This is a genomic window from Flavobacterium fructosi (genome assembly GCF_042787335.1).
Classification (GTDB): domain Bacteria; phylum Bacteroidota; class Bacteroidia; order Flavobacteriales; family Flavobacteriaceae; genus Flavobacterium; species Flavobacterium fructosi.
Genome location: NZ_JBHZQA010000005.1, coordinates 100,597 through 122,964, shown reverse-complemented (window position 1 = coordinate 122,964; position 22,368 = coordinate 100,597). Strand labels below are relative to the sequence as shown.

Genomic DNA, 22,368 nt, shown 5'->3' with positions numbered 1-22,368 from the left:
TTGTGAGTTGGTGGAAACTGTAAAAAATGAGGAGAATTTAAAAATTTTACAGTACAAAGTATTGAAATAATTAATGAAAAGGGTCTACTTCTATACTACCCTTACAAACGTATAGAAAAATATAAATTAATTTTTATGAAAATGTCGTTAAAATAAAAAATCAGTTTGATTTTGTTTAGTGTTGCGGTAGTAACAATGCCACTATTGTCAGAAGTTGCTACGCAACATTCTGATGCTTGGGCAATTGCAGCAAATCATGGTGTAGAGAACACTAGTGTAGATGGTGCAATTGTACTTGGAGCCGCTGTAAACATTGGGTGGGCGTTAGGCGCGCTTTGCGGTGTTCAATTAGTAGTTGGAATTGTTGTAGCTGCTTAATTTCAGAGGGTCTTAAAATTTTTAAGACCCTTTTTAAAATCTAAAAATATAATATTTAATTAATGAAAAATTTCATTTACTTTTTAATCATATCGGCAGTATCATTCACTATAACTATCTATTTATGCGGGAATGAATATTTAAATATTTTTTCAATTTGTAGTCAATTATTTTCAATTTGTGTTATTGGTGCATTCTACGACACTAAAACACCAAAACTTCATAATAAAAATTTATCGCTAAACTCAATCAATCCCTATTTAATTGTAAAACATATAAATTTAAAAAACATTAACATATATGTTATACTTATATTAGTTTTTACAATTGTCTTTGGACTAGTAAATGCGTATTTAATTGTTAATAGGCTTGAAATCGATCAAAATACAAATAATTTTTTAAAAATAATCAGTTACACATCATTAGGAATCACTCAATTTGGAGGATGGTTTTTTCAATCTGTTCTTATTTATACATTGTCAAATATTATTGGTTCCAAATTATTATTTAATACATATTTAAAAATCGTTGGAATTGCTTACATCGGCTTTTTATTACTTTCTGTTTTTACATTGCTATATAATCTTATAAGTTTGCCACAAAACATTTCAATTGAAAACTTTAACGACTTGGTGAAAAATTCTTTAGTTTACTCTATAAGTGGAAAAGTTTCAGAATTTTTTGTATTATCAATTATTGCATGCGGAATTTCTGCAAATGAACATTTTAAGCCTACGACTTCGTTATTCATTTGTTTTTTACCAAGCTGTTTATTACTCACCTTCAAATATATATTTGAATTAATATTATAGTATGAACCTAAACATAAAATCTAAATATATTGCAATTGCAATATTAATTTTAATAACGCTTTTTCTTCAACTCGGTTACTATTCATCAACTTTTAAACAAATTGAATTATTTAACCAAGGAAATTATTTAACAAATTTTGATTTGTTTGTAAAAATACTTGTTCAAAATAGTACATTCTACTTTTTGATAATTTTAGGTTCACTATTTTTCAATATATCATCAATAATGCTAATATGCTACAATAGTTATGCTTGGGGGTATTCTGCAAAAATGACTATTTCACAAATTGGATTTTTCAAATCATTCCTTTTAATCGGTCCACATATTACTATAGAAATATTATGGATTATTTGCTCGTTTTTAATAAGTTTTAAAATATCTTTACTTTTATTATCATTTTTTAATAATCATATAAATGAAGAAGCATTCGTAAAATCAATTAGAAGTAAAATAAAATTATCACTTTACGGTTACTGCTTAGTTATTTTTGGTTGTTTTGTTGAAATTTTTATATCACCTTTAATTTTTAAATTATTATGAAAATCAAAAAATTTTTATCATTCATTATTATATTTGGATTTTTCTGTACAGCTGATTTAGCAGTAACAAAATTATGGGGCTTTCCATTAGGGATTATGTTTACCTTTTTAAACACACCCGTTATATTTTTGATAAGAGAATATGTAATTGAAAAAAAAATTAGTACTAATAAATAATACTGCAAAAAAGAATAGCACCCGATAGCGCGGATTTGCAATCCGTGCCCACAAAAATTAGCAACTTTGTCCAATCGAGCGGATTCGAGATGGCGAATTAGTTATAAACTGCGCCCTAACTGACAGTGAGCCACCTTAAACTTGCATTATTTTTTGTCTAATCGAGCGCAGTCGAGATTCAGTTTTGGCTCTTAAATTATCAAAGTTGTTTGGCAAACCAGTTAATAATTTCTTTGAATTAGAGGGAAACGAGTAATTTTAGTGTAAATACCATCAAAATTCTACACTGTGATTTTGCCTCAGTACGTAACTTTCGACTTTCGACTTTCGACTTTCGACTTTAATTTATTACTTTCGCACCTTGATTTAGAAAAGGATAAAATGAGCACAAAATTTACTGAATACAAAGGACTTGACTTACCAACTGTAGCGTCAGAAGTTCTGGATTTTTGGAAGAAGGAAAACATATTCGAGAAAAGCGTAACCACTCGTGAAGGAAACCCACCATTCGTGTTTTTTGAAGGGCCGCCTTCGGCAAATGGATTACCGGGAATTCACCACGTAATGGCACGCGCCATTAAAGATATTTTTTGCAGATATAAAACTCAAAAAGGGTTTCAAGTAAAGCGTAAAGCAGGCTGGGACACCCACGGTTTGCCTGTGGAATTAGGTACTGAAAAAGAATTAGGAATTACCAAAGAAGATATTGGAAAAACCATTTCCATCGAAGAATACAACGAAGCGTGTAAAAAAACCGTGATGCGTTATACAGACGTATGGAATGATTTGACCGAAAAAATGGGATATTGGGTTGATATGGAAGATCCGTATGTGACCTATAAATCCAAATATATGGAAACGGTTTGGTGGATTTTGAAACAAATCTACAACAAGGATTTGATGTACAAAGGCTACACCATCCAGCCGTATTCTCCAAAAGCAGGAACCGGGTTGAGTTCACACGAAGTAAACCAACCGGGAAGTTATAGAGATGTAACAGATACGACTGTTGTGGCGCAATTTAAGGTGATCGATGCGCACAAGGAATTGTTGTTCTCTAAGTTTTACGATTATATAAGTTCTAATAATTTACGGCATTACAAGTTAGAAGCTTTGGATTTAGAGGAAATCTTTATCTTGGCTTGGACTACTACACCTTGGACTTTGCCAAGTAATACCGCTTTGACTGTAGGTCCGAGAATTGAATATGCTTTAGTAAAAACATTCAATCAATATACGTTTCGTCCGGCAACATTGATTTTGGCTAAGAATTTAGTTGGAAAACAATTTGGGAAAGGCTTCTTCGAAAGTGCTGATCCTGCGGATTTTGAAAACTTCAAGGAAGGCGATAAGAAAATTCCGTATCAGGTTTTGGCGGAATGCAAGGGGGCTGATTTAGTTGACATTCGGTACGAACAATTAATGCCATTAGTGCTTCCGTATCAGAATGCTGAAAATGCTTTTAGAGTAATTTCAGGAGATTTTGTAACTACCGAAGATGGAACAGGAATTGTGCACACATCGCCTACTTTTGGTGCTGATGATGCCAAGGTAGCGAAAGAAGCTACGCCAGAGATTCCTCCAATGTTAGTTCTGGACGTAAATGGAACTCCGGTTCCTTTAGTGGATTTACAAGGAAAATTTACTTCACATGTGGGGGAATATGCTGGTAAATATGTAAAAAACGAATATTATAACGACGGTGAAGCGCCAGAGCGTTCAGTAGATGTTGAAATCGCCATTCGATTAAAAGAAGAAAACAGAGCATTTAAGGTAGAAAAATATCTTCACAGTTATCCACATTGCTGGAGAACGGACAAACCTATTTTATATTATCCTTTGGATTCATGGTTTATTAAAATCTCTGAAGTTAAAGACAGAATGTTTGACTTGAACGAAACCATCAACTGGAAGCCAAAAGCAACCGGAGAAGGACGTTTTGGAAATTGGTTAAAAAACGCCAATGACTGGAATTTGTCACGATCCAGATTCTGGGGAATTCCATTGCCAATCTGGAGAACGGAGGACAAACAAGAAGAAATCTTAATCGGTTCTGTTGAAGAATTATACAACGAAATCGAAAAATCAATAGCAGCTGGTTTTCAAAATCAAAACCCTTTCAAAGGGTTTGAAATAGGAAATATGGCAGAAGAAAATTACGATTTAGTGGATTTGCATAAAAATGTAGTTGACGAAATTACTTTAGTTTCTGCCTCTGGAAAACCGATGACGCGAGAAGCTGACTTGATTGATGTTTGGTTTGATTCAGGTTCGATGCCTTATGCACAATGGCATTATCCTTTTGAAAACAAAGATAAAATTGACGAGAATAAAGATTTTCCAGCGGATTTCATTGCCGAAGGAGTGGATCAAACACGCGGTTGGTTTTATACCTTGCATGCCATTGGAACCTTAGTTTTTGATAAAGTAGCGTATAAAAATGTGGTTTCTAACGGATTGGTTTTAGACAAAAACGGACAAAAAATGTCTAAACGTTTAGGAAATGCCGCAGATCCATTCGAAACATTAAAAGAATACGGTCCAGATGCAACGCGTTGGTACATGATAGCGAATGCGAATCCTTGGGACAACTTGAAATTTGACTTAGAAGGAATCGCTGAGGTTCGCAGAAAATTCTTTGGAACATTATACAACACGTACTCATTTTTTAGTTTGTATGCCAATATTGATGGTTTCAAATTTGAAGAAGCAGAAATTCCGTTAAAAGAAAGACCGGAAATTGATCAATGGATCATGTCAGAATTGCACACTTTGATAAAAGAAGTGGATGGTTTTTATGCGGATTATGAACCAACGAAAGCGGCTCGTGCAATTTCCGAATTTGTACAAGAAAACTTAAGTAACTGGTACGTTCGTTTGTGCAGGAGACGCTTCTGGAAAGGGGAATATGCACAAGACAAAATCGCGGCTTATCAGACCTTATATACCTGTTTGTTAACCATAAGTAAGCTGGGTGCACCTATTGCTCCGTTCTTTATGGACAAACTTTATAGAGATTTAACGTTAGCAACACAGTCGGAAAAATATGACAGTGTACATTTGGCGGAGTTTCCAATTTCGGTTGAAAACTATGTTAATAAAATGTTAGAGAGCAAAATGCAGAAAGCACAAACCATTTCATCGTTGGTTTTATCACTCCGAAAGAAGGAAATGATAAAGGTGCGCCAACCGTTGCAAAAGGTAATGATACCAGTACTTGACGAGAATCAAAGAGCTGAAATTGAGGCCGTTTCCGACCTTATAAAAGCAGAAGTAAATGTAAAAGAAATCGTACTTTTGGATGATGCTTCCGGTGTTTTGGTGAAACAAATCAAGCCTAATTTTAAGGCACTCGGACCCCGTTTTGGAAAGGATATGGGCTTGATTTCTAAGGAAATACAAGGGTTTTCAAAAGAGCAAATCAGTAAATTGGATAAAGAAGGAAGTCTGAATATTGTTATTGCAGGAAATGACGTAATTTTAACTTTAGAAGATGTAGAAATAACATCACAAGATATTGAAGGTTGGCTGGTTGCCAATGCTAACGGAATAACGGTTGCGCTTGATATTACAATTTCTGAGGAGTTGAAACAAGAGGGGATTGCAAGAGAATTGGTAAACAGAATTCAGAATATCCGTAAAGATTTAGGATTTGAAGTTACTGATAAAATTAAGGTTCAATTGAAAAAAAATGGACTTTTGGAACAAGCGATTCTTAAAAATGTAGACTATATTAAATCGGAAACATTAACTAGTGAGCTGGTTTTTGTGGACGAAATAGCAAACGGTACGGAAATTGAATTTGATGAAATAAAAACAATGCTATTAATTTCAAAATAACTTAAAAATGGTAGATGAAGCTACAAGATACTCTGACGCAGATTTAGCAGAGTTTAAAGAGATAATACTTAACAAAATACAGAAAGCACAAGCAGATCTAGATTTGATCAAAAGTGCGTATATGAATGATTTGAATAATGGTACTGATGATACGTCTCCAACATTTAAAGCATTCGAAGAAGGAAGCGAAACGATGTCTAAAGAAGCAAACTCGCAACTGGCGATTCGTCAGGAGAAGTTTATTCGTGACTTAAAGAATGCGCTATTTCGTGTAGAAAATAAAACATACGGTGTATGTAAAGTTACCGGCAAATTAATTGGGAAAGAAAGATTAAAAATCGTTCCTCACGCTACAATGAGTATCGAAGCAAAAAATTTGCAAAGATAAACCAGTTGTTGTGTAATATTTAACGCTCCTAAAGGAGCGTTTTTTTTGATTAAATTGTTATTTTTACGCCATTAAAATTTATAAAATGTCATTACGAAAAGCGTATCTCCTTATTTTTATTATATTACTTGTCGATCAAGTTTCAAAAATATACATCAAAACTAATTTTATTTTAGGAGAAGAAGTTGAAGTATTCAAATGGTTTAAAATTCTTTTCATTGAAAATGAAGGAATGGCTTGGGGAACTGTAATTCCGGGACCTTATGGAAAATTATTTCTGACGCTTTTTAGATTAGTAGCCGTAGGTGGAATTGGTTATTGGTTGTGGGATTCTGTGGAAAGAAAACACAGCTCTAATTACTTAATTGTGGCTATTGCATTGATCCTTGCAGGAGCTTTTGGAAATATAATTGATTCTGTTTTTTACGGAGTTATATTTGATGACAGTCACCAGCAATTGGCCACTTTGTTTACAGACAGACCATATGGAACATGGTTTCACGGTAAAGTAGTCGATATGTTTTATTTTCCTTTTTGGCAGGGAGACTTACCTTCTTGGGTGCCAATATGGGGCGGAAGAAATTTTACTTTTTTTAATGCTATTTTCAATATTGCCGATATGGCGATTTCAACAGGTGTCGGAATTTTGATATTTTTCAATAAAAAAGCATTTCATCATAAATAGATTCAACTTTTTGATAAAAATAAAAAAGACCTATTTCATAATTTGAAACAGGTCTTTTTTTTATTTGTTTTGTCCTGGGGCGTAGCGTTTAGCGCTTTTTCCACCATATATTTTTTTTGCTTGTCCTGGTGGAAGTTTTTTGGCCTTATAAGAAGATCTGTTAGTGCCCGTTCTTGTCTGAATGGAACAATTTGATAATGAAATTGTAAATACAGCAACTAGAACAGTTACTGCGAATCCAGAATTTTTAAATATTTTCATAGTTTAGCTTTATCTACTGCGAAAGTACGGATTAAAAATTAAAAAGAATAAATTGAATTTGGCGTAACGCAGAAATCCAATTGTATGTCACTTTCGAAGATATCTGTAATTGATTCTTCGGCTTCAAAAAAAGATAGTCCAATTTTAATGGTTACCGGTTTGCATTCAGACAAAAAATGGTCATAGAATCCTTTGCCGTACCCCACGCGATTTCCTTTTTTGTCGAAAGCTAAAAGCGGAACAAAAACAACCTCAATTTTATTGGGAGGAACTTCAATTCCATCAAGTGGTTCCGGTATGTTGTATTCGTTTTTTTTAATTTTGGTATTGTCCGTAAGTAAGAAATGGGTCATTTTTCTACTTTCAAAATTGCTTTTAGAAATAATGATTTCCTTGTCTTTACCGGAAAGCAGATGCAGAATAAATTCGGTATTTACTTCCAGATGTTCAGTTATGGGCAAGAAAATATGAAAATAGCTTTTCTCCCAAATAGGAAGTTTCAGTAGTTTATTGGCAATGGCCAAACTCATTTCCTCCAATTCATTTTCAGAGAGTTGTTTCCGTAATGTTTTGTATTTTTGTCGTAATTCCTTTTTTAGCATGAATAGTAGCTTTTAAATCGGCTATAAAAGTAATCAAATGATCTACTTCAACGTGGTCCATAATCACAATTTTATACCATTGATTGCCATTACCGTGTTTTTGGGGAACCAAATCGTATTTTTCTTCCAATATTTTAGTGATGTGTTCTGACGGAATTGTTACAATGTTCATATACGATTCCCTGAAATAAGTCAGATTTAATTCGTCTAACTGTGCACATAGCCACTCGGTTCGCATTTGTAAAACGCGTATTTTTTCGCACCACCCAAAAGGACCATAGGTAAATAATATCATCCAGACTGCTATGGCATTTGCCCCCGAGCGGCTTCCGCAAAGCGTCAAATCCATTCCTTCAACATATTCGGCTTCTTTGGTTAATACGTTTTCGATTAAACCTTTTCGGCAGATAAACACCCCGGTTCCGTATGGGGCCTGAAGCATTTTGTGTGCGTCAATGGTTATAGAGCTTATTTTTGTATTCTCAAAATTGATGTTGCAATTGTTATTGCTAAAAGGATAAACAAATCCGCCATAGGCTCCATCAATGTGCAGTTTATATGTCAGCTGATGTTTTTCTAGTATCTGGATATAATCGTCTGGATTGTCTACGGCGCCAAACATGGTAGTTCCCATATTTGAAATTATGATGAAATATTTTTTACCTCGTTCTTTTGCATTTATAATGATATTTTCGAGAGAAAAAATATCTATGACACGGGTTTTGAAATCAACAGGGATTTTTAACCAATCAAGCATCAATAAATTTGCCGCTTTGGGAATGGAATAATGCGTATCTTCTGAAGCAATAATTGCTATTTCAGCAGGTTTTGCATTCTGTTTACACATAAAATAATTGCGATACATCCATATAGCTTGAATGTTTGCCTCTGTTCCGCCGGGAGCAATGTAACCATCAAAAGAACTGGGTTGCGCTTTAAAAATATCCACAGCAAGAACATTTAATACTTCACGTTCCATTTCCTGAGTTCCTTTGAATGCTTTTTCGGAGGTGCCAAGGGTATGGCATCCAATATGGTTGGGATTGGCAACATACGTTTGAAGAGTAGGAGCGTCTTTTAGGAAAGGCGCATCACTATTGAATACTTTTCCATCTAATTTAGATGCAGGATAACCCAAAGAAGCATCATGGGCAAAATTCACGTTTTCGTTCAACGCTTTTTGAATGCGTTCTTGTCTTTCATTTTGGGGTAATTTTTTCCAGAATTGCATACCAATAGTTTTGACTAAAAGTATTGGTATAAAACGATAAAAAACATGATAATTGTTAGGTTTTGGTTTCCCTGAAATAGTGTTGATTATTAAAATAAATATTTACCCAAAAGAACTATTGTTCTTCTCCATTTTCAGCAGTATTCGACATGTGATAAATAGCATCGCCTTCATATACAATAGGCGAAAGATTAGCATTTATTACGTAACCATCATTTGGGGCTTTTACTTTTCGTTCAAATTTTCCATAAGGATCCGTTATGGTTGCCAGGACGGAACCTTTTTTCAAAAAGGTTCCAATGGTGTTGTAGTCGTGCAGTAAGCCGGAACATTTGGCTCTGACCCAACCGGATTTTTCAATATAGATAGTTGGCATTTTTTGCTGCATTACATTGTGTTTTGGATCTAACATGTCAAGATGGGAAAGCAATCGTTTCACTCCATTTACGCCTTCATCGGCGATATGATTATTGATGTCTAGGGATTTTCCACCTTCAAAAAGAAGCATTTTCACATCTAATTTTTCACTTGCGCTCCTAAAGGAACCCGCAATATTTTTTGAATATAAAGTAAATGGAGCGTTGAAAATATCCGCCAATATTTTTAATTCTTCATTATGTTGTGCGAGACGAATTTGTGGAGCATTGAATCGGCTGGCTCCACCGGCATGAAAATCTACGGCGTAATTTACAACCGGCATGATTTCAGTCAAAATATGAAAAGCAAATCTGCTGGCTAAAGAACCGGTTTTACTTCCTGGAAACACTCTGTTTAAATCTCGTCCATCAGGAAATTCTCTTGACTTATTGACAAATCCATATACGTTTATAATAGGAATACAGATGATAGTTCCTTTTTTTGGTTTGTTTATTTTTTTACTGATAAGTTGCCGAACGATTTCTACACCATTAATTTCGTCACCATGAATTCCTGCTGAAAACAGTACAACCGGTCCGTCAATTTTAGAACGACGAACAATTACGGGGATATTTAATTTTGTTGTGGTATGCAATCGGGCGATTTCCACATTGATGGTTTTGCTTTCGCCTGGGATAATGCTTTCGCCAAAAATTATTATTGGTGCGGAATTATTTTTTATCATAAGTTCTTGAAACCATAAAAATAAGGATAATAACGAATTAGAAACTAAAATTCTGGTAAAACTATCAACAGAAAGATTTCAAGAGTATTGATTTGTATTTCGTGATTTTTGAGATTAACTTTGTTACATGAATTTAGCAACTTTAACCCTTCAAATCCAAACCTTGCCTGATAGTCCTGGTGTTTATCAATATTACGACAAGGAAGGGAAAATTTTGTATGTTGGCAAAGCCAAAAATTTAAAAAAAAGGGTGTCTTCTTATTTTAATAAAATTCATGATACAGCCAAAACTAATGTGCTAGTAAAGAAGATTGTAACCATAAAACACATTGTTGTTCCTACAGAAACGGATGCACTTTTATTGGAAAATAACCTTATAAAAACCTTGCAGCCACGATACAATGTGTTGTTGCGCGATGATAAAAGCTACCCTTGGTTGTGTATTAAGAAAGAACCTTTTTCGCGCATTTTTGCCACCAGACGGATGGTCAAAGACGGGTCGGAATATTTTGGACCTTATACGAGTTTTAAAACGGTGAGCACTATTCTGGAACTGATCAAAGAATTGTATCCGCTTAGAACCTGCAATTATGATTTAAGTAAAAGCAATATCGAAAGCGGGAAATTCAAAGTTTGTCTCGAATATCATATTGGTAATTGCATGGGGCCTTGTGAAGGTTTTGAAACTTTAGAAAATTATCAAAAGCAAGTTGATGCTATTCGCGAAATCTTAAAAGGAAATTTCAAGGAAAGTATGAAAGATTTCAAACGGGTCATGACGAATCTTGCCGCTGACATGCATTTTGAAGAAGCTCAAAAAATCAAAGAAAAAATAGAAATACTGGAAAATTACCAATCACGCTCTACGATTGTAAATCCAAAAATCACCAATATCGATGTGTTTTCGATAGTTTCAGATGAAAGTGCCGCCTATGTGAATTTTCTCCAAATTTCTCATGGTTCGATTATTCGTTCGCACACGATGGAAATCAAAAAAAAACTGGATGAAACCGATGAAGAATTATTAGAATTGGCTATTATAGAATTGAGAGAGCGTTTTCATTTGTTGTCCAGAGAGGTAATTGTTCCGTTTCACGTTGATTTGGGAGAAAACATAAAAATCACCGTTCCGCAATTGGGAGATAAAAAGCAAATTCTGGATTTATCGATTCGTAATGCTAAATTTTACCGAATTGAACAATTGAAACAACTTCAAATTGTAGATCCGGATCGCCATACGAAAAGGATTATGGTTCAAATGCAAAAAGACTTGCGATTGCCAGTGGAGCCACGACATATTGAATGTTTTGATAACTCGAATATTCAAGGAACGAATCCTGTGGCGGCTTGTGTGGTTTTTAAGGATGGAAAACCAAGTAAGAAAGACTATCGCCATTTTAATATTAAAACAGTCGATGGGCCGGATGATTTTGCTTCGATGACCGAAGTGGTTTATAGAAGATACAAACGATTGCTGGATGAAAATGAACCGCTTCCGAATTTAATTATTATTGACGGTGGAAAAGGACAATTGTCATCAGCGTTGAAAAGTATCGATGAATTGGGTTTGAGAGGAAAGATTGCCATAATTGGTATTGCAAAAAGATTGGAAGAGTTGTTTTATCCCGGTGATTCCATCCCTTTGTATTTGGATAAAAAATCAGAAACCCTGAAAGTAATCCAGCAATTGCGTAATGAGGCGCATCGTTTTGGGATTACACATCATAGAGATAAAAGGAGTAAAGCGGCACTAAATTCTTCGATAGAAAGCATTCCTGGCATTGGAGAAAAAACAATGCTCGCACTAATTCAACATTTTAAGAGTGTTAAAAGATTAAAGTTGGCTGCAGAAAAAGAAATTTCTGACGTTATAGGTATATCAAAAGCCAAAAAAATTGTCGAATTTTACAAGGCAACAAATGATTAATTAACATTACCCAATTCTTATAATACCAAATTGCTGCTTATGAAGAAGATTGCTCTATTTTTCATTTTTTTTTCTATGAGTCTCACTTTGTTTTCACAAGAGCAAAAAAGACCTAAAGTCGGTTTGGTTCTGAGTGGCGGTGGCGCCAAAGGATTTGCACATATTGGTGTTTTGAAAGTTTTAGAAGAATCAGGAATCAAGATTGATTATATAGGCGGTACCAGTATGGGAGCGGTTGTCGGAGGATTGTATGCTTCGGGATACAATGCAAGTCAGATTGATTCTATTTTTCAGGCAACAAATTTCGATGAATTATTAAACGATTTCATTCCAAGGACATCAAAAAATTTCTATGAAAAGCGTAATGATGAATTATATGCATTGGTGTTGCCATTTAATAAATTTAAAATTGGAATCCCGGAAGCGTTATCAAAGGGGATGTACAATTATAATTTAATGAGCAGACTGACAAAGCACGTTAGGCATGTGAGAGACTTCAGTCAGCTTCCAATTCCTTTTTTATGTATTGCTACTGATATAGAAACAGGACGTGAGGTGCTCTTAAATAAAGGTAATTTGGCACAAGCAATGATGGCTAGTTCCGCATTTCCATCTCTGTTTTCTCCGGTTGAAATTGATGGAAAATTACTAGTTGATGGAGGGGTTTCCAATAATTATCCAATTGAGCACGTAAAGGAATTGGGGGCTGATATTATAATTGGTGTAGATGTTCAAGATGATTTACTAGACAGGACGCAGCTTAAAAACGCAACAAGAATTTTAGTTCAAATTACAAACCTTCATTCAATAGAACGAATGAAGCAAAATATAAAAGAAACGGATATTTACGTAAAACCAGATATTAAGGGATTCGGAGTGATCTCTTTTGATAAAGGGAAAGATATTATTAGAACAGGTGAAGACGCAACATTCTCTGTTTACGAAAAGATAAAGATGCTTGTTGATGAGTCAAATCCATATAAGAAGCCGAAATTAAAAATTGAATCCGACAGTTTACAAATTAACGATATCAATTGTAATGAGTTGGATAATTATACAAAAGCGTATGTCATAGGGAAATTAAGATTTAAGCCAGGTGTCAAAACGGATTATAAGGGTTTGCTAATGGGAATAAATAACATTAATGCCACGCAGAACTTCAGTACAATATCATATAGTTTAGACCCCAACAAGAATGGGGATGAGTTGAATCTTAGTTTAAAAGAGAATGCTACAAAATCCTATTTGAAATTTGGATTGCATTATGACGGATTATTTAAAAGTGCCGTATTAATAAACCTGAGCCGTAAAAAAACGTTATTTAAAAATGATATTGCATCTTTAGATTTAGTTTTGGGGGATAACTTTAGATATAATTTTGATTATTATATTGAAAATGGATTTAATTTAAGTTTAGGTTTTAAATCACAATTTAATCAGTTCAACAGAAATGTTACCAGTGATATCAGCAGTATAGATTTATCTCCGTTGGGAATCAGCTCTATAAATGTCGATTTTTCAGATGTTACAAATCAGGTCTATTTTCAATCCTTGTTTGTGCAAAAGTTTTTAATAGGAGGTGGAATCGAATATAAATTTTTGAAAATAAATTCTGAAACTTTATCAAATATAAATCCTTTAATTGACAAGAGTACCTATGCCAGTATTTTTGGATACATGAAATATGATTCTTTTGACAACAAATATTTCCCTAGAAAAGGGTGGTATTTTTCAGGTGACATCCAATCCTACTTATTTTCGTCAAATTATACCGGGAATTTTAAGCCTTTTTCTATTGCAAAAGGTGATTTTGGAATAGCAGCAACCCTTTTCAAAAATACTACAGTTAAATTTCAAACGGAAGCTGGTTTTGCTATTGGTCCTGAAAGTATTGCTTTTTTTGATTTTATTTTAGGAGGATATGGTTACAATATGATAAATAATTTCCGGCATTTTTATGGATATGATTTCTTAAGTATTGCGGGAAATAGCTATATTAAATCCACAGGAACCATAGATTATGAGTTTTATAAAAACAATCATTTTAATTTTTCGGTAAATGTCGCTAACATTGGGGACAAGCTTTTTGAAACGGTAGACTGGATTTCAATACCCAAATACACAGGCTACGCAGTAGGATATGGATTAGAAACGATAATTGGACCTATAGAAATTAAACATTCCTGGTCGCCTGAAACGGGAAAAGGATATACATGGTTTAGTGTTGGGTTTATGTTTTAATTGTAATTTATTTCAATAATAATTCCGACATTTGTTATTATGAAAACAATTTGGACCGGTTTATTAGGATATCTGTAATTTCTTATTAAGAGAAATCCTGAATAAGAAAGCAATTAGATAACAGAAATTTAAGTTAGAGATTCTCTCGAATCAATCTAATTCTATCATTAACTAAATACTTTATTATTTCATTGTATAATTATCTAATTTAAAAAATCATGCCTTTATACCATAAATTGGGAAATTTTCCTCAAAAAAGACACACGCAATTCGAAAAACCAAATGGAGGTTTGTATTACGAGCAACTATTTGGAACAGAGGGTTTTCATGGTAATTCTTCTTTGCTTTACCATGTTCATAGACCAACTCAAATAAAAGAAATTACAAAATCGTATTCGGTTGAACCAAAAATCGCCATTGGAAAAAACATCAAATCGTTATTATTAAAAGGTTTTGAGTTAAAACCCGAAGATGATTTTCTAGACAGTCGCAAATCGATGCTTGTTAACAAAGACTGTACTATAGGATTAGCTGCGCCAAGACAGTCTTTGCGTAATTATTTTTATAAAAATGCCGATGCTGATGAAATGATTTTCATTCACAAAGGAAAAGGAAAATTGCGCACCATGATGGGAAATATTCCTTTTAAATACGGGGATTACCTTATTATTCCTCGTGGAATAATTTATCAAATTGATTTTGAAACATCAGACAATAGACTTTTCTACGTCGAATCTTTCGCTCCATTTTATACGCCAAAAAGGTATAAAAATGATTCAGGCCAACATTTAGAACATTCGCCATTTTGCGAGCGTGATTTTATTTTGCCAACAGAGTTAGAAACGCATGACGAAAAAGGCGATTTCCTGATCAAACTCAAAAAAGAGGGAATGATGCACGAAATAATTTATGCCACGCATCCTTTTGACGTTGTGGGTTGGGACGGTTATAATTTTCCTTATGGATTTAGCATTCACAATTTCGAACCTATAACAGGCCGCGTTCATCAGCCGCCACCAGTACACCAAACTTTCGAAACTTCGACTTTTGTGGTTTGTTCTTTCGTTCCAAGGCTGTACGATTACCATCCAAAAGCCATTCCTGCACCTTATAATCACAGTAATATAGACAGTGATGAGGTTTTGTATTATGTAGATGGCGATTTCATGTCGCGTAATAATATTGAGCAAGGTCATATCACGTTGCATCCCAAAGGAATTCCTCACGGACCTGCGCCAGGCGCTATGGAACGTAGTATTGGTCATACTGAAACACATGAATTAGCGGTAATGGTAGATACATTTCGTCCATTAATGGTGACTGAAGAAGCTATGGGATTGGACGATGGACAATATTATAAATCCTGGGTAGAGTAAAACTAATTAGATAATGCAATAATTTAGATAATAAGAAAATTACTTAACGATGAATAATTATCTAATTCTCACATTAACAAATTATCTAATTTAAAAACATGACTTTCAACGAAAAATACAAAGACAATGCGCTTTTGGTTAAAACTTTCAGTTTCGCACTAAAAATAATTGATTATACAGAAGATTTACAAGAAAAAAAAATTTGTAATTGGAAATCAATTGTTGAAAAGTGGGACTTCAGTTGGCGCTAATTCAAAAGAAGCTTAAAATGCTGAAAGCAAACTTTATTCATAAATTAAAAATTGCAGTAAAAGAAGCTGATGAAACTGAATATTGGTTATTTCTTTGTGATGCCCACAAATCATACCCAGATTGTAAAGAATTATTAAATGATTTGTCAGAAATTCTAAGAATACTAAATAAAATAATTTCAACATCAAAACTAAAATAATGAGAAAATTAGAAAATGTTTCAATTGATGATTTATTTGTCACTTGCATTTTCTAATTTTCTCATTGACAAATTTTCTAAATTATATATCATGTCAAAAGAAGTAAAATCAGTAGAATACGGACTAGAAAAAATATTTGAAGGAGCACAAGATTTTCTTCCTTTATTAGGAACCGATTATGTAGAATTCTACGTGGGAAATGCAAAACAATCAGCGCATTATTACAAAACTGCTTTTGGTTACCAATCATTGGCTTATGCAGGATTAGAAACCGGGGTAAGAGACAGAACGTCTTATGTGCTAAAACAAGATAAGATTCGAATCGTATTAACCACGCCATTAACACAAGATTCTCCTATACATGAACATTTAAGAAAGCATGGAGACGGAGTAAAAGTAGCTGCGTTGTGGGTAGAAGATGCTACTAGTGCTTACGAAGAAACCATGAAACGCGGCGCCCGCTCTTTTATGGAGCCAACAGTCGAGAAAGATGAATTTGGAGAAGTAGTGCGCTCCGGAATTTATACCTACGGAGAAACCGTTCATATTTTTGTAGAACGCAAAAATTACAACGGTGTTTTCTTGCCTGGATATAAGGAATGGAAATCAGATTACAATCCGGAACCAACAGGGTTAAAATACATTGACCATATGGTGGGTAATGTAGGCTGGAACGAAATGAACACTTGGGTTAAGTTCTATGAAGAGGTAATGGGATTTGTGAATTTTCTTTCTTTTGATGACAAACAAATTAATACCGAATATTCGGCCTTGATGAGTAAAGTAATGTCGAATGGAAACGGAAGAATCAAATTTCCAATCAACGAACCCGCTGAAGGAAAGAAAAAATCGCAAATAGAAGAATATTTAGATTTTTATGGTGGACCAGGAATTCAGCATATCGCCATCGCAACGGATGATATTATTAAAACCGTATCGCAATTGAAAGCAAGAGGAATCGAATTCTTATCCGCTCCCCCGCATACTTATTACGAGGCTATTCCGGAACGTTTGGGAGAGCATATGAAAATGATGAAAGAAGATTTGAATGAAATAGAGAAACTTGCGATAATGGTCGACGCCGATGAAGAAGGGTACCTATTACAAATTTTTACAAAACCCGTACAAGATCGACCAACGTTATTTTTCGAAATTATTCAGCGCATGGGAGCCAAAGGTTTTGGTGCGGGTAATTTTAAAGCGCTTTTTGAATCAATTGAAAGAGAACAGGCATTACGAGGAACACTATAGAAACATAATTTTTTTATATAATGTGAAATTTTAACCGACGAAGTACCTGTATTTTTGAGTAATTTGTGTTAAAGTGTATTTTTTAGTAAAAAAAACTGGGTTTGTTAATTACCTTTGCACTCGCAAAACAGGAAGGGGTGGTTTCCTTCCGAAATTGATATAAATTTCATAATTTATAGTTTTTTGGTTAGTTAATAGCATAAAAACTCAGTCATTATTTGACTGAGTTTTTTTGTTTTAATATATTTGGAACAAAATTTGCAGTTACGGTCAATAATCTGACGAAAAAAGCAATGAGAAAAATACTACTACTCCTAATATTTGTTACAGCTGTAAGTTTTGATTCTAAGAAGGAAGATGCGTACGATGTGGGTGAATGGTTTAAATTCAGAATCCATTACGGTATAGTGAATGCAGGTTACGCAACTTTAGAAGTTAAGGACGCGACTGTAAACAGCAAAAAATCATTTCATGTAATCGGGAAAGGGTATACGACCGGAATGTCCCGATTTTTTTTCAAAGTAGATGATTTATATGAAAGCTACATTGATAAAGAAACCGGAAACCCGCATCAATTTGTAAGAAATATAAACGAAGGAGGCTACACTAAAAATCAAGAAGGATTTTTTAATCAAATTACAAACAGAGTTCTTGTTAAGGATTATAAGCACAAAGAGGAAAAAACGCTTATGATTCCAAAAAACACGCAGGATATATTGTCGGCTTTTTATTATTTAAGAAATTACCAAGGTATTGATAAATTAAAGGTGGGGGAGTCAATAGCAATTGATATGTTTTTTGATGATGAAACTACAAAGTTTAAGTTAAAATTTATTGGACGTGAGGATATTACAACTAAATTTGGCGCTGTTCCAGCTATGATTTTTAGACCTTTGGTTCAGTCCGGACGCGTTTTTAAGGAGCAGGAAAGTCTAACGGTTTGGGTTTCAGACGACGATAATAAATTACCATTGCGAATTAAAGCAAGTCTGGCTGTAGGATCGATCAAAGCAGATTTGGATGCATTTAAAGGATTGAAGAGTCCGTTTAAAATAAAAAAATAATGACTAGTAATAATAATACGGAAGAAATTTTAAAAGAAATTGAACTTAAATACCAAGCAATAAACCAAAAAACGGAGACGCAACTTGAAGGATTACTTTGGTCCAAACCAATCACTTATTGGGATTATATCCAAACAGATGCATTATTAAATCTTCAAACTCAAAGAACAACTCTTCCGGACGAAATGGTTTTCATCATGTATCATCAGGTAAACGAACTGATCTTTAAAATGATACTTTGGGAAATGAACCAAATTTCATACGCAAAAAACATTGAAACCGATTTTTTTACCGAAAGGTTAATGAGAATTAGTCGATATTTTGATATGCTGACTACTTCTTTCAGTATTATGGGGGACGGAATGGATGTCGAGCAATACATGAAATTTAGAAATACTCTTACACCGGCAAGTGGTTTTCAAAGTGCACAATATCGTTTAATAGAATTTTCTTCGACAGATTTAATAAATCTGATAGATCACCGTTTTAGAGATACGATTGACAGGGGCACTCCTTTTGAATTTGCATTTGAACATTTGTATTGGCAAGCTGCCGGTAAAGATTACCAAACTGGCAAAAAATCATTTTTGTTGGAGGAGTTTGAAAAAAAATACAAAAAAATGTTCTTAGGCCACATGCAAGAATACAACACCGTAAATATTTGGCAAAAATTTAAGCAACTTCCGGCTATAGATCAAAGAAACCCAGAATTAATTAAAGCGATGCGTCATTATGATCACACCGTAAATATTACTTGGGTGATGCAACACCTTAATACGGCAAAGAAATATATTGATCAAAGTGGGAAAGGAAGCGGAGAAGCAACTGGTGGAAGCGACTGGAAAAAATACATGCATCCAAAATACCAACGAAGAATATTTTTCCCTGAATTATGGTCAGCTGTTGAGTTGGCGAATTGGGGAGAAGAAAAATAATTTAAAGTACAAAATGAATTATAGTTTGAAGAAAGTATTAATTAGTATCATAGTTTTATTTTCATTAATATCGTGCAAGAAATCCGAGATTACATTTGAGGATGAAATTATAAGACCAGTGTTCAAAAAAGTTGAATTTGGATTTAAATATTCTGATTTTAATGTTATAAAAGACACTATAAAAAAGGGAGATACTTTTGGTACAATTATACAAAAGCAAAATATTGGCAATAGAGAGGTATTCGAAATTGTTAAAAAAGTAAAGGACTCATTTGATGTAAGAACTATTAGATTAAACAAGCCTTATACTTTGCTTAGATCCAAAAATAAAACCAACAAATTACAGGTTTTTATTTACCAGCCAGATGCATTACACTATTATGTTGTTGATTTACGAGATACAACTATAGTTGCTTATGAAAAAACCTATCCTCTAACTTTTAAGAGTAGAACAATTGGTGGCTTGTTGAAAGGTTCATTGTCAGAAACTTTGGAAAATGCTAAAGTCGAAGGTTCCTTAGCGAGTAAAATATCGAAAATTTATTCGTGGTCAATAGATTTTTTTAAACTAAAAAAAGGGGACCGATTTGGAATTACTTTCAAAGAGCGATTTATAAACGACACTGTTTATGACGGTGTAGAAGATCTTGAGGCAGCATTTTTTGAATATAAAGGAAAAATTATTTATGCCTTCCCTTATGCCCAAAATCCTTCATCGGGTAAAATCGAATATTATGATGAGGAGGGAAAAACGCTTAAAAATTTCTTTCTCAAAACACCAATAAAATTCAGCAGAATATCATCCCGATTTTCTTCTAATCGATTTCATCCTGTGCAACATACGTGGAAAGCGCATAAAGGAACAGATTATGCTGCTCCATACGGAACACCGATTACAGCCACTGCCGCTGGGACTGTTGAACAAACGGGTTTTACTGCCGGTAACGGAAATTTTGTTAAAGTAAAACACAATGGAACCTATTCAACCCAATATTTGCACATGTCGAGAATTTTGGTGCGTCGTGGTCAACATGTCAATCAAGGACAAGTCATAGGTCGCGTCGGAAGTACCGGCTTAGCAACAGGTCCGCATGTGTGTTATCGATTTTGGAAAAATGGGGTTCAGGTTGATGCTTTACGACTTAAATTACCTAATGGCGAACCTATGAGTGGCAGGGATAAAAGTCGTTTTTTAAAGACGATTGCTCCCCTAAAATGGGAATTAGATAGTGCATCTAACTTGTAGTTTAGTTAAATCTATTGATTACAGTATTTTATGAAAAATCTTGGATTGCAATACAGACTTTATGTATTCAGCGTTTTTATAATATATTGTTATATAATTGTAAACGCATTTTTCATTAAAACTAATTTCAGTATTTTTGCCAAAAACTAAATAGAACTACAATCCAAATAGAAATGGCATTAAATAAGATAAACCCTACAGAAACAATAGCTTGGAAGAAACTTGAATTGCATTATGAAGAAATGCGAAAAGCTTCGATGCATGAAATGTTTCTATCCGATACCTCAAGAACAGAAAAATTCAATTTGAAATGGAATGATTTTTTAATTGATTATTCAAAAAACATCATAACTCAGGAAACGATTGCATTGTTGCTGGAATTGGCAGATGAAGTTGGACTTAAAAGCGCGATCAAAGATTATTTTGATGGAGAGATTATCAACCAAACAGAAAATAGAGCTGTGCTTCATACGGCTTTAAGAGCCAAAGAATCAGCTGTTGTAAATGTTGAAGGTATAAATGTAGTTCCTGAAATTTATGATGTAAAAAATAAAATAAAAGCATTTACAAATGAAGTTACTTCTGGTAAAAGAACCGGATTTACGGGGAAATCTTTTACGGATATTGTAAACATAGGTATTGGTGGATCAGACTTAGGTCCAGCTATGGCAGTTGAAGCATTGCAATTTTATAAAAACCATTTAAACGTACATTTCGTATCGAATGTTGATGGGGATCATGTAAATGAAATTATCAAAAAATTAAATCCAGAGACGACTCTTTTTGTTATTGTTTCTAAAACATTTACAACACAAGAAACATTGACTAATTCAGAAACGATCAGAAAATGGTTTTTAGAATTAGCAAAACAAGAAGATATTGCTAAACATTTTGTAGCGGTTTCTACCAATATTGAAAAAGTAACTGAATTTGGAATAAATCCGAACAATGTATTTCCTATGTGGGATTGGGTTGGCGGACGTTTTTCTTTGTGGAGTGCGGTTGGTCTTACAATTAGCTTAGCGGTAGGATTTGAAAATTTTGACGAATTATTGAGTGGTGCAAATGAAATGGATGAACATTTCAAATCGGCTGATTTCGATCAAAATGCGCCAGTCATTTTGGCTTTATTAAGTATTTGGTACAATAACTTTTTTGGAGCCGAAAGCGAAGCGTTGATTCCATACACTCAATATTTACAAAAATTAGCGCCTTACTTACAGCAAGGAACAATGGAAAGCAATGGAAAAAGCGTGGGTAGAGACGGTACTCCGGTAAACTATCAAACGGGAACTATTATCTGGGGTGAGCCGGGAACTAATTCTCAGCATGCCTTTTTTCAATTAATTCATCAGGGAACTAAGTTGATTCCGACTGATTTTATTGGATATGTAAAACCATTATATGGAAATGAAGAGCATCATGATAAATTGATGTCTAACTTTTTTGCGCAAACTGAAGCGTTAATGCAAGGAAAATCAAAAGAGCAGGTTCAAGCAGAATTTGATAAGCAAGAGCTATCAGCTGATAAAGCAAAATTTCTTTTGCCTTTTAAAGTTTTTACGGGAAACAAACCCACGAATACTATATTAATACAAAAATTGACGCCAAAAACCTTAGGTTCTTTAATCGCATTATACGAACATAAAATCTTTGCGCAAGGAATTATTTGGAATATTTTTAGTTTTGATCAATGGGGAGTTGAACTTGGAAAACAATTAGCAAATTCTATTTTAGAAGGAATTAATACAAAAGAAGTAAAAAATCACGATAGTTCCACTGCATTTTTATTGAATCATTTTTTGAAGAATAAATAGATTATCAGAACAATTTATTGAAAAACCTCAATTTTATTATATGA

20 protein-coding genes are annotated in these 22,368 nt (G+C 33.9%); 16 read left to right on the top strand and 4 right to left on the bottom strand.

The annotated features are described in order from the left end of the window. Positions 1 to 195 precede the first annotated feature (195 nt). The 6 genes from ACFX5D_RS09765 to ACFX5D_RS09740 all read left to right on the top strand — a co-directional run bounded on the left by ACFX5D_RS09765 (position 196) and on the right by ACFX5D_RS09740 (position 6,820). Positions 196 to 378, top strand: a complete 183-nt coding sequence (locus ACFX5D_RS09765; RefSeq protein ID WP_379858010.1) for a hypothetical protein — start codon at positions 196 to 198, stop codon at positions 376 to 378. A gap of 62 nt (positions 379 to 440) precedes the next feature. Continuing rightward, positions 441 to 1,190 (top strand): hypothetical protein, encoded by a 750-nt coding sequence (locus ACFX5D_RS09760; protein ID WP_379858009.1) that lies wholly within the window; start codon positions 441 to 443, stop codon positions 1,188 to 1,190. A gap of 1 nt (position 1,191) precedes the next feature. Continuing rightward, complete coding sequence (locus ACFX5D_RS09755) at positions 1,192 to 1,731, top strand: stage II sporulation protein M (RefSeq protein ID WP_379858008.1); 540 nt, start codon at positions 1,192 to 1,194, stop codon at positions 1,729 to 1,731. Between the two features lie 557 nt (positions 1,732 to 2,288). Next, the gene (gene ileS, locus ACFX5D_RS09750; RefSeq protein ID WP_379858007.1) at positions 2,289 to 5,747 is read left to right on the top strand and encodes an isoleucine--tRNA ligase; all 3,459 of its coding nucleotides are present in this window, start codon (positions 2,289 to 2,291) and stop codon (positions 5,745 to 5,747) included. A gap of 7 nt (positions 5,748 to 5,754) precedes the next feature. Further along, a complete protein-coding gene (locus tag ACFX5D_RS09745; protein ID WP_073209154.1) occupies positions 5,755 to 6,135 on the top strand; it encodes a TraR/DksA family transcriptional regulator in 381 nt (126 codons plus the stop codon). 85 nt (positions 6,136 to 6,220) lie between these two features. Beyond that, on the top strand, positions 6,221 to 6,820 hold the full coding sequence (locus ACFX5D_RS09740) for a lipoprotein signal peptidase (RefSeq protein ID WP_379858006.1): 600 nt from the start codon (positions 6,221 to 6,223) through the stop codon (positions 6,818 to 6,820). Positions 6,821 to 6,880: 60 nt separating this feature from the next. Here the strand turns inward: ACFX5D_RS09740 and ACFX5D_RS09735 are convergent, their stop codons facing one another. From ACFX5D_RS09735 to ACFX5D_RS09720, 4 genes are all read right to left on the bottom strand, one after another. Next, on the bottom strand, positions 6,881 to 7,081 hold the full coding sequence (locus ACFX5D_RS09735; protein ID WP_379858005.1) for a hypothetical protein: 201 nt from the start codon (positions 7,079 to 7,081) through the stop codon (positions 6,881 to 6,883). Positions 7,082 to 7,119: 38 nt separating this feature from the next. Further along, positions 7,120 to 7,683 carry a 5-formyltetrahydrofolate cyclo-ligase gene (locus tag ACFX5D_RS09730; protein WP_379858004.1) on the bottom strand — a complete coding sequence of 188 codons (564 nt, stop codon included), beginning with the start codon at positions 7,681 to 7,683 and terminating at the stop codon, positions 7,120 to 7,122. Further along, positions 7,628 to 8,914, bottom strand: a complete 1,287-nt coding sequence (locus ACFX5D_RS09725; protein WP_379858003.1) for a pyridoxal phosphate-dependent decarboxylase family protein — start codon at positions 8,912 to 8,914, stop codon at positions 7,628 to 7,630. The genes ACFX5D_RS09730 and ACFX5D_RS09725 overlap by 56 nt, the downstream gene beginning before the upstream one ends. Before the next feature lie 115 nt (positions 8,915 to 9,029). After that, positions 9,030 to 10,016 (bottom strand): succinylglutamate desuccinylase/aspartoacylase family protein, encoded by a 987-nt coding sequence (locus ACFX5D_RS09720; RefSeq protein ID WP_379858002.1) that lies wholly within the window; start codon positions 10,014 to 10,016, stop codon positions 9,030 to 9,032. Between the two features lie 127 nt (positions 10,017 to 10,143). Here ACFX5D_RS09720 and uvrC point away from each other — a divergent pair, with 127 nt between their 5' ends. From uvrC to pgi, 10 genes are all read left to right on the top strand, one after another. Continuing rightward, positions 10,144 to 11,943 carry an excinuclease ABC subunit UvrC gene (gene uvrC / locus ACFX5D_RS09715; RefSeq protein WP_379858001.1) on the top strand — a complete coding sequence of 600 codons (1,800 nt, stop codon included), beginning with the start codon at positions 10,144 to 10,146 and terminating at the stop codon, positions 11,941 to 11,943. Between the two features lie 75 nt (positions 11,944 to 12,018). Further along, complete coding sequence (locus ACFX5D_RS09710; protein ID WP_379858000.1) at positions 12,019 to 14,184, top strand: patatin-like phospholipase family protein; 2,166 nt, start codon at positions 12,019 to 12,021, stop codon at positions 14,182 to 14,184. Positions 14,185 to 14,402: 218 nt separating this feature from the next. Then, the gene (locus ACFX5D_RS09705; protein ID WP_379857999.1) at positions 14,403 to 15,560 is read left to right on the top strand and encodes a homogentisate 1,2-dioxygenase; all 1,158 of its coding nucleotides are present in this window, start codon (positions 14,403 to 14,405) and stop codon (positions 15,558 to 15,560) included. 168 nt (positions 15,561 to 15,728) lie between these two features. Further along, complete coding sequence (locus ACFX5D_RS09700; protein WP_379857998.1) at positions 15,729 to 15,827, top strand: four helix bundle protein; 99 nt, start codon at positions 15,729 to 15,731, stop codon at positions 15,825 to 15,827. Between the two features lies 1 nt (position 15,828). Continuing rightward, positions 15,829 to 16,011: a four helix bundle protein gene (locus ACFX5D_RS09695; protein WP_379857997.1), complete on the top strand. Its 183-nt coding sequence runs from the start codon at positions 15,829 to 15,831 to the stop codon at positions 16,009 to 16,011. Positions 16,012 to 16,101: 90 nt separating this feature from the next. Next, on the top strand, positions 16,102 to 17,262 hold the full coding sequence (hppD, locus tag ACFX5D_RS09690) for a 4-hydroxyphenylpyruvate dioxygenase (protein WP_379857996.1): 1,161 nt from the start codon (positions 16,102 to 16,104) through the stop codon (positions 17,260 to 17,262). A 293-nt stretch (positions 17,263 to 17,555) separates the two neighbouring features. Beyond that, positions 17,556 to 18,326, top strand: a complete 771-nt coding sequence (locus tag ACFX5D_RS09685) for a DUF3108 domain-containing protein (RefSeq protein ID WP_379857995.1) — start codon at positions 17,556 to 17,558, stop codon at positions 18,324 to 18,326. Next, on the top strand, positions 18,326 to 19,261 hold the full coding sequence (locus tag ACFX5D_RS09680; protein ID WP_379857994.1) for a tryptophan 2,3-dioxygenase family protein: 936 nt from the start codon (positions 18,326 to 18,328) through the stop codon (positions 19,259 to 19,261). The genes ACFX5D_RS09685 and ACFX5D_RS09680 overlap by 1 nt, the downstream gene beginning before the upstream one ends. A 25-nt stretch (positions 19,262 to 19,286) precedes the next feature. Next, positions 19,287 to 20,507: a M23 family metallopeptidase gene (locus ACFX5D_RS09675; RefSeq protein ID WP_379857993.1), complete on the top strand. Its 1,221-nt coding sequence runs from the start codon at positions 19,287 to 19,289 to the stop codon at positions 20,505 to 20,507. A gap of 173 nt (positions 20,508 to 20,680) precedes the next feature. Beyond that, positions 20,681 to 22,324 carry a glucose-6-phosphate isomerase gene (gene pgi / locus ACFX5D_RS09670; protein WP_379857992.1) on the top strand — a complete coding sequence of 548 codons (1,644 nt, stop codon included), beginning with the start codon at positions 20,681 to 20,683 and terminating at the stop codon, positions 22,322 to 22,324. The last annotated feature ends 44 nt before the right edge of the window (positions 22,325 to 22,368 follow it).

Coding starts and splice junctions, on each gene's coding strand:
- ACFX5D_RS09745 (WP_073209154.1), top strand. CDS start 5,755: ATGGTAGATGAAGCTACAAGATACTCTGACGCAGATTTAGCAGAGTTT.
- ACFX5D_RS09695 (WP_379857997.1), top strand. CDS start 15,829: ATGCTGAAAGCAAACTTTATTCATAAATTAAAAATTGCAGTAAAAGAA.
- ACFX5D_RS09725 (WP_379858003.1), bottom strand. CDS start 8,914: ATGCAATTCTGGAAAAAATTACCCCAAAATGAAAGACAAGAACGCATT.
- ACFX5D_RS09735 (WP_379858005.1), bottom strand. CDS start 7,081: ATGAAAATATTTAAAAATTCTGGATTCGCAGTAACTGTTCTAGTTGCT.
- ACFX5D_RS09760 (WP_379858009.1), top strand. CDS start 441: ATGAAAAATTTCATTTACTTTTTAATCATATCGGCAGTATCATTCACT.
- pgi (WP_379857992.1), top strand. CDS start 20,681: ATGGCATTAAATAAGATAAACCCTACAGAAACAATAGCTTGGAAGAAA.
- ACFX5D_RS09705 (WP_379857999.1), top strand. CDS start 14,403: ATGCCTTTATACCATAAATTGGGAAATTTTCCTCAAAAAAGACACACG.
- hppD (WP_379857996.1), top strand. CDS start 16,102: ATGTCAAAAGAAGTAAAATCAGTAGAATACGGACTAGAAAAAATATTT.
- ACFX5D_RS09765 (WP_379858010.1), top strand. CDS start 196: ATGCCACTATTGTCAGAAGTTGCTACGCAACATTCTGATGCTTGGGCA.
- ACFX5D_RS09680 (WP_379857994.1), top strand. CDS start 18,326: ATGACTAGTAATAATAATACGGAAGAAATTTTAAAAGAAATTGAACTT.
- ACFX5D_RS09685 (WP_379857995.1), top strand. CDS start 17,556: ATGAGAAAAATACTACTACTCCTAATATTTGTTACAGCTGTAAGTTTT.
- ACFX5D_RS09710 (WP_379858000.1), top strand. CDS start 12,019: ATGAGTCTCACTTTGTTTTCACAAGAGCAAAAAAGACCTAAAGTCGGT.
- ACFX5D_RS09720 (WP_379858002.1), bottom strand. CDS start 10,016: ATGATAAAAAATAATTCCGCACCAATAATAATTTTTGGCGAAAGCATT.
- ACFX5D_RS09730 (WP_379858004.1), bottom strand. CDS start 7,683: ATGCTAAAAAAGGAATTACGACAAAAATACAAAACATTACGGAAACAA.
- ACFX5D_RS09740 (WP_379858006.1), top strand. CDS start 6,221: ATGTCATTACGAAAAGCGTATCTCCTTATTTTTATTATATTACTTGTC.
- ACFX5D_RS09755 (WP_379858008.1), top strand. CDS start 1,192: ATGAACCTAAACATAAAATCTAAATATATTGCAATTGCAATATTAATT.
- ileS (WP_379858007.1), top strand. CDS start 2,289: ATGAGCACAAAATTTACTGAATACAAAGGACTTGACTTACCAACTGTA.
- uvrC (WP_379858001.1), top strand. CDS start 10,144: ATGAATTTAGCAACTTTAACCCTTCAAATCCAAACCTTGCCTGATAGT.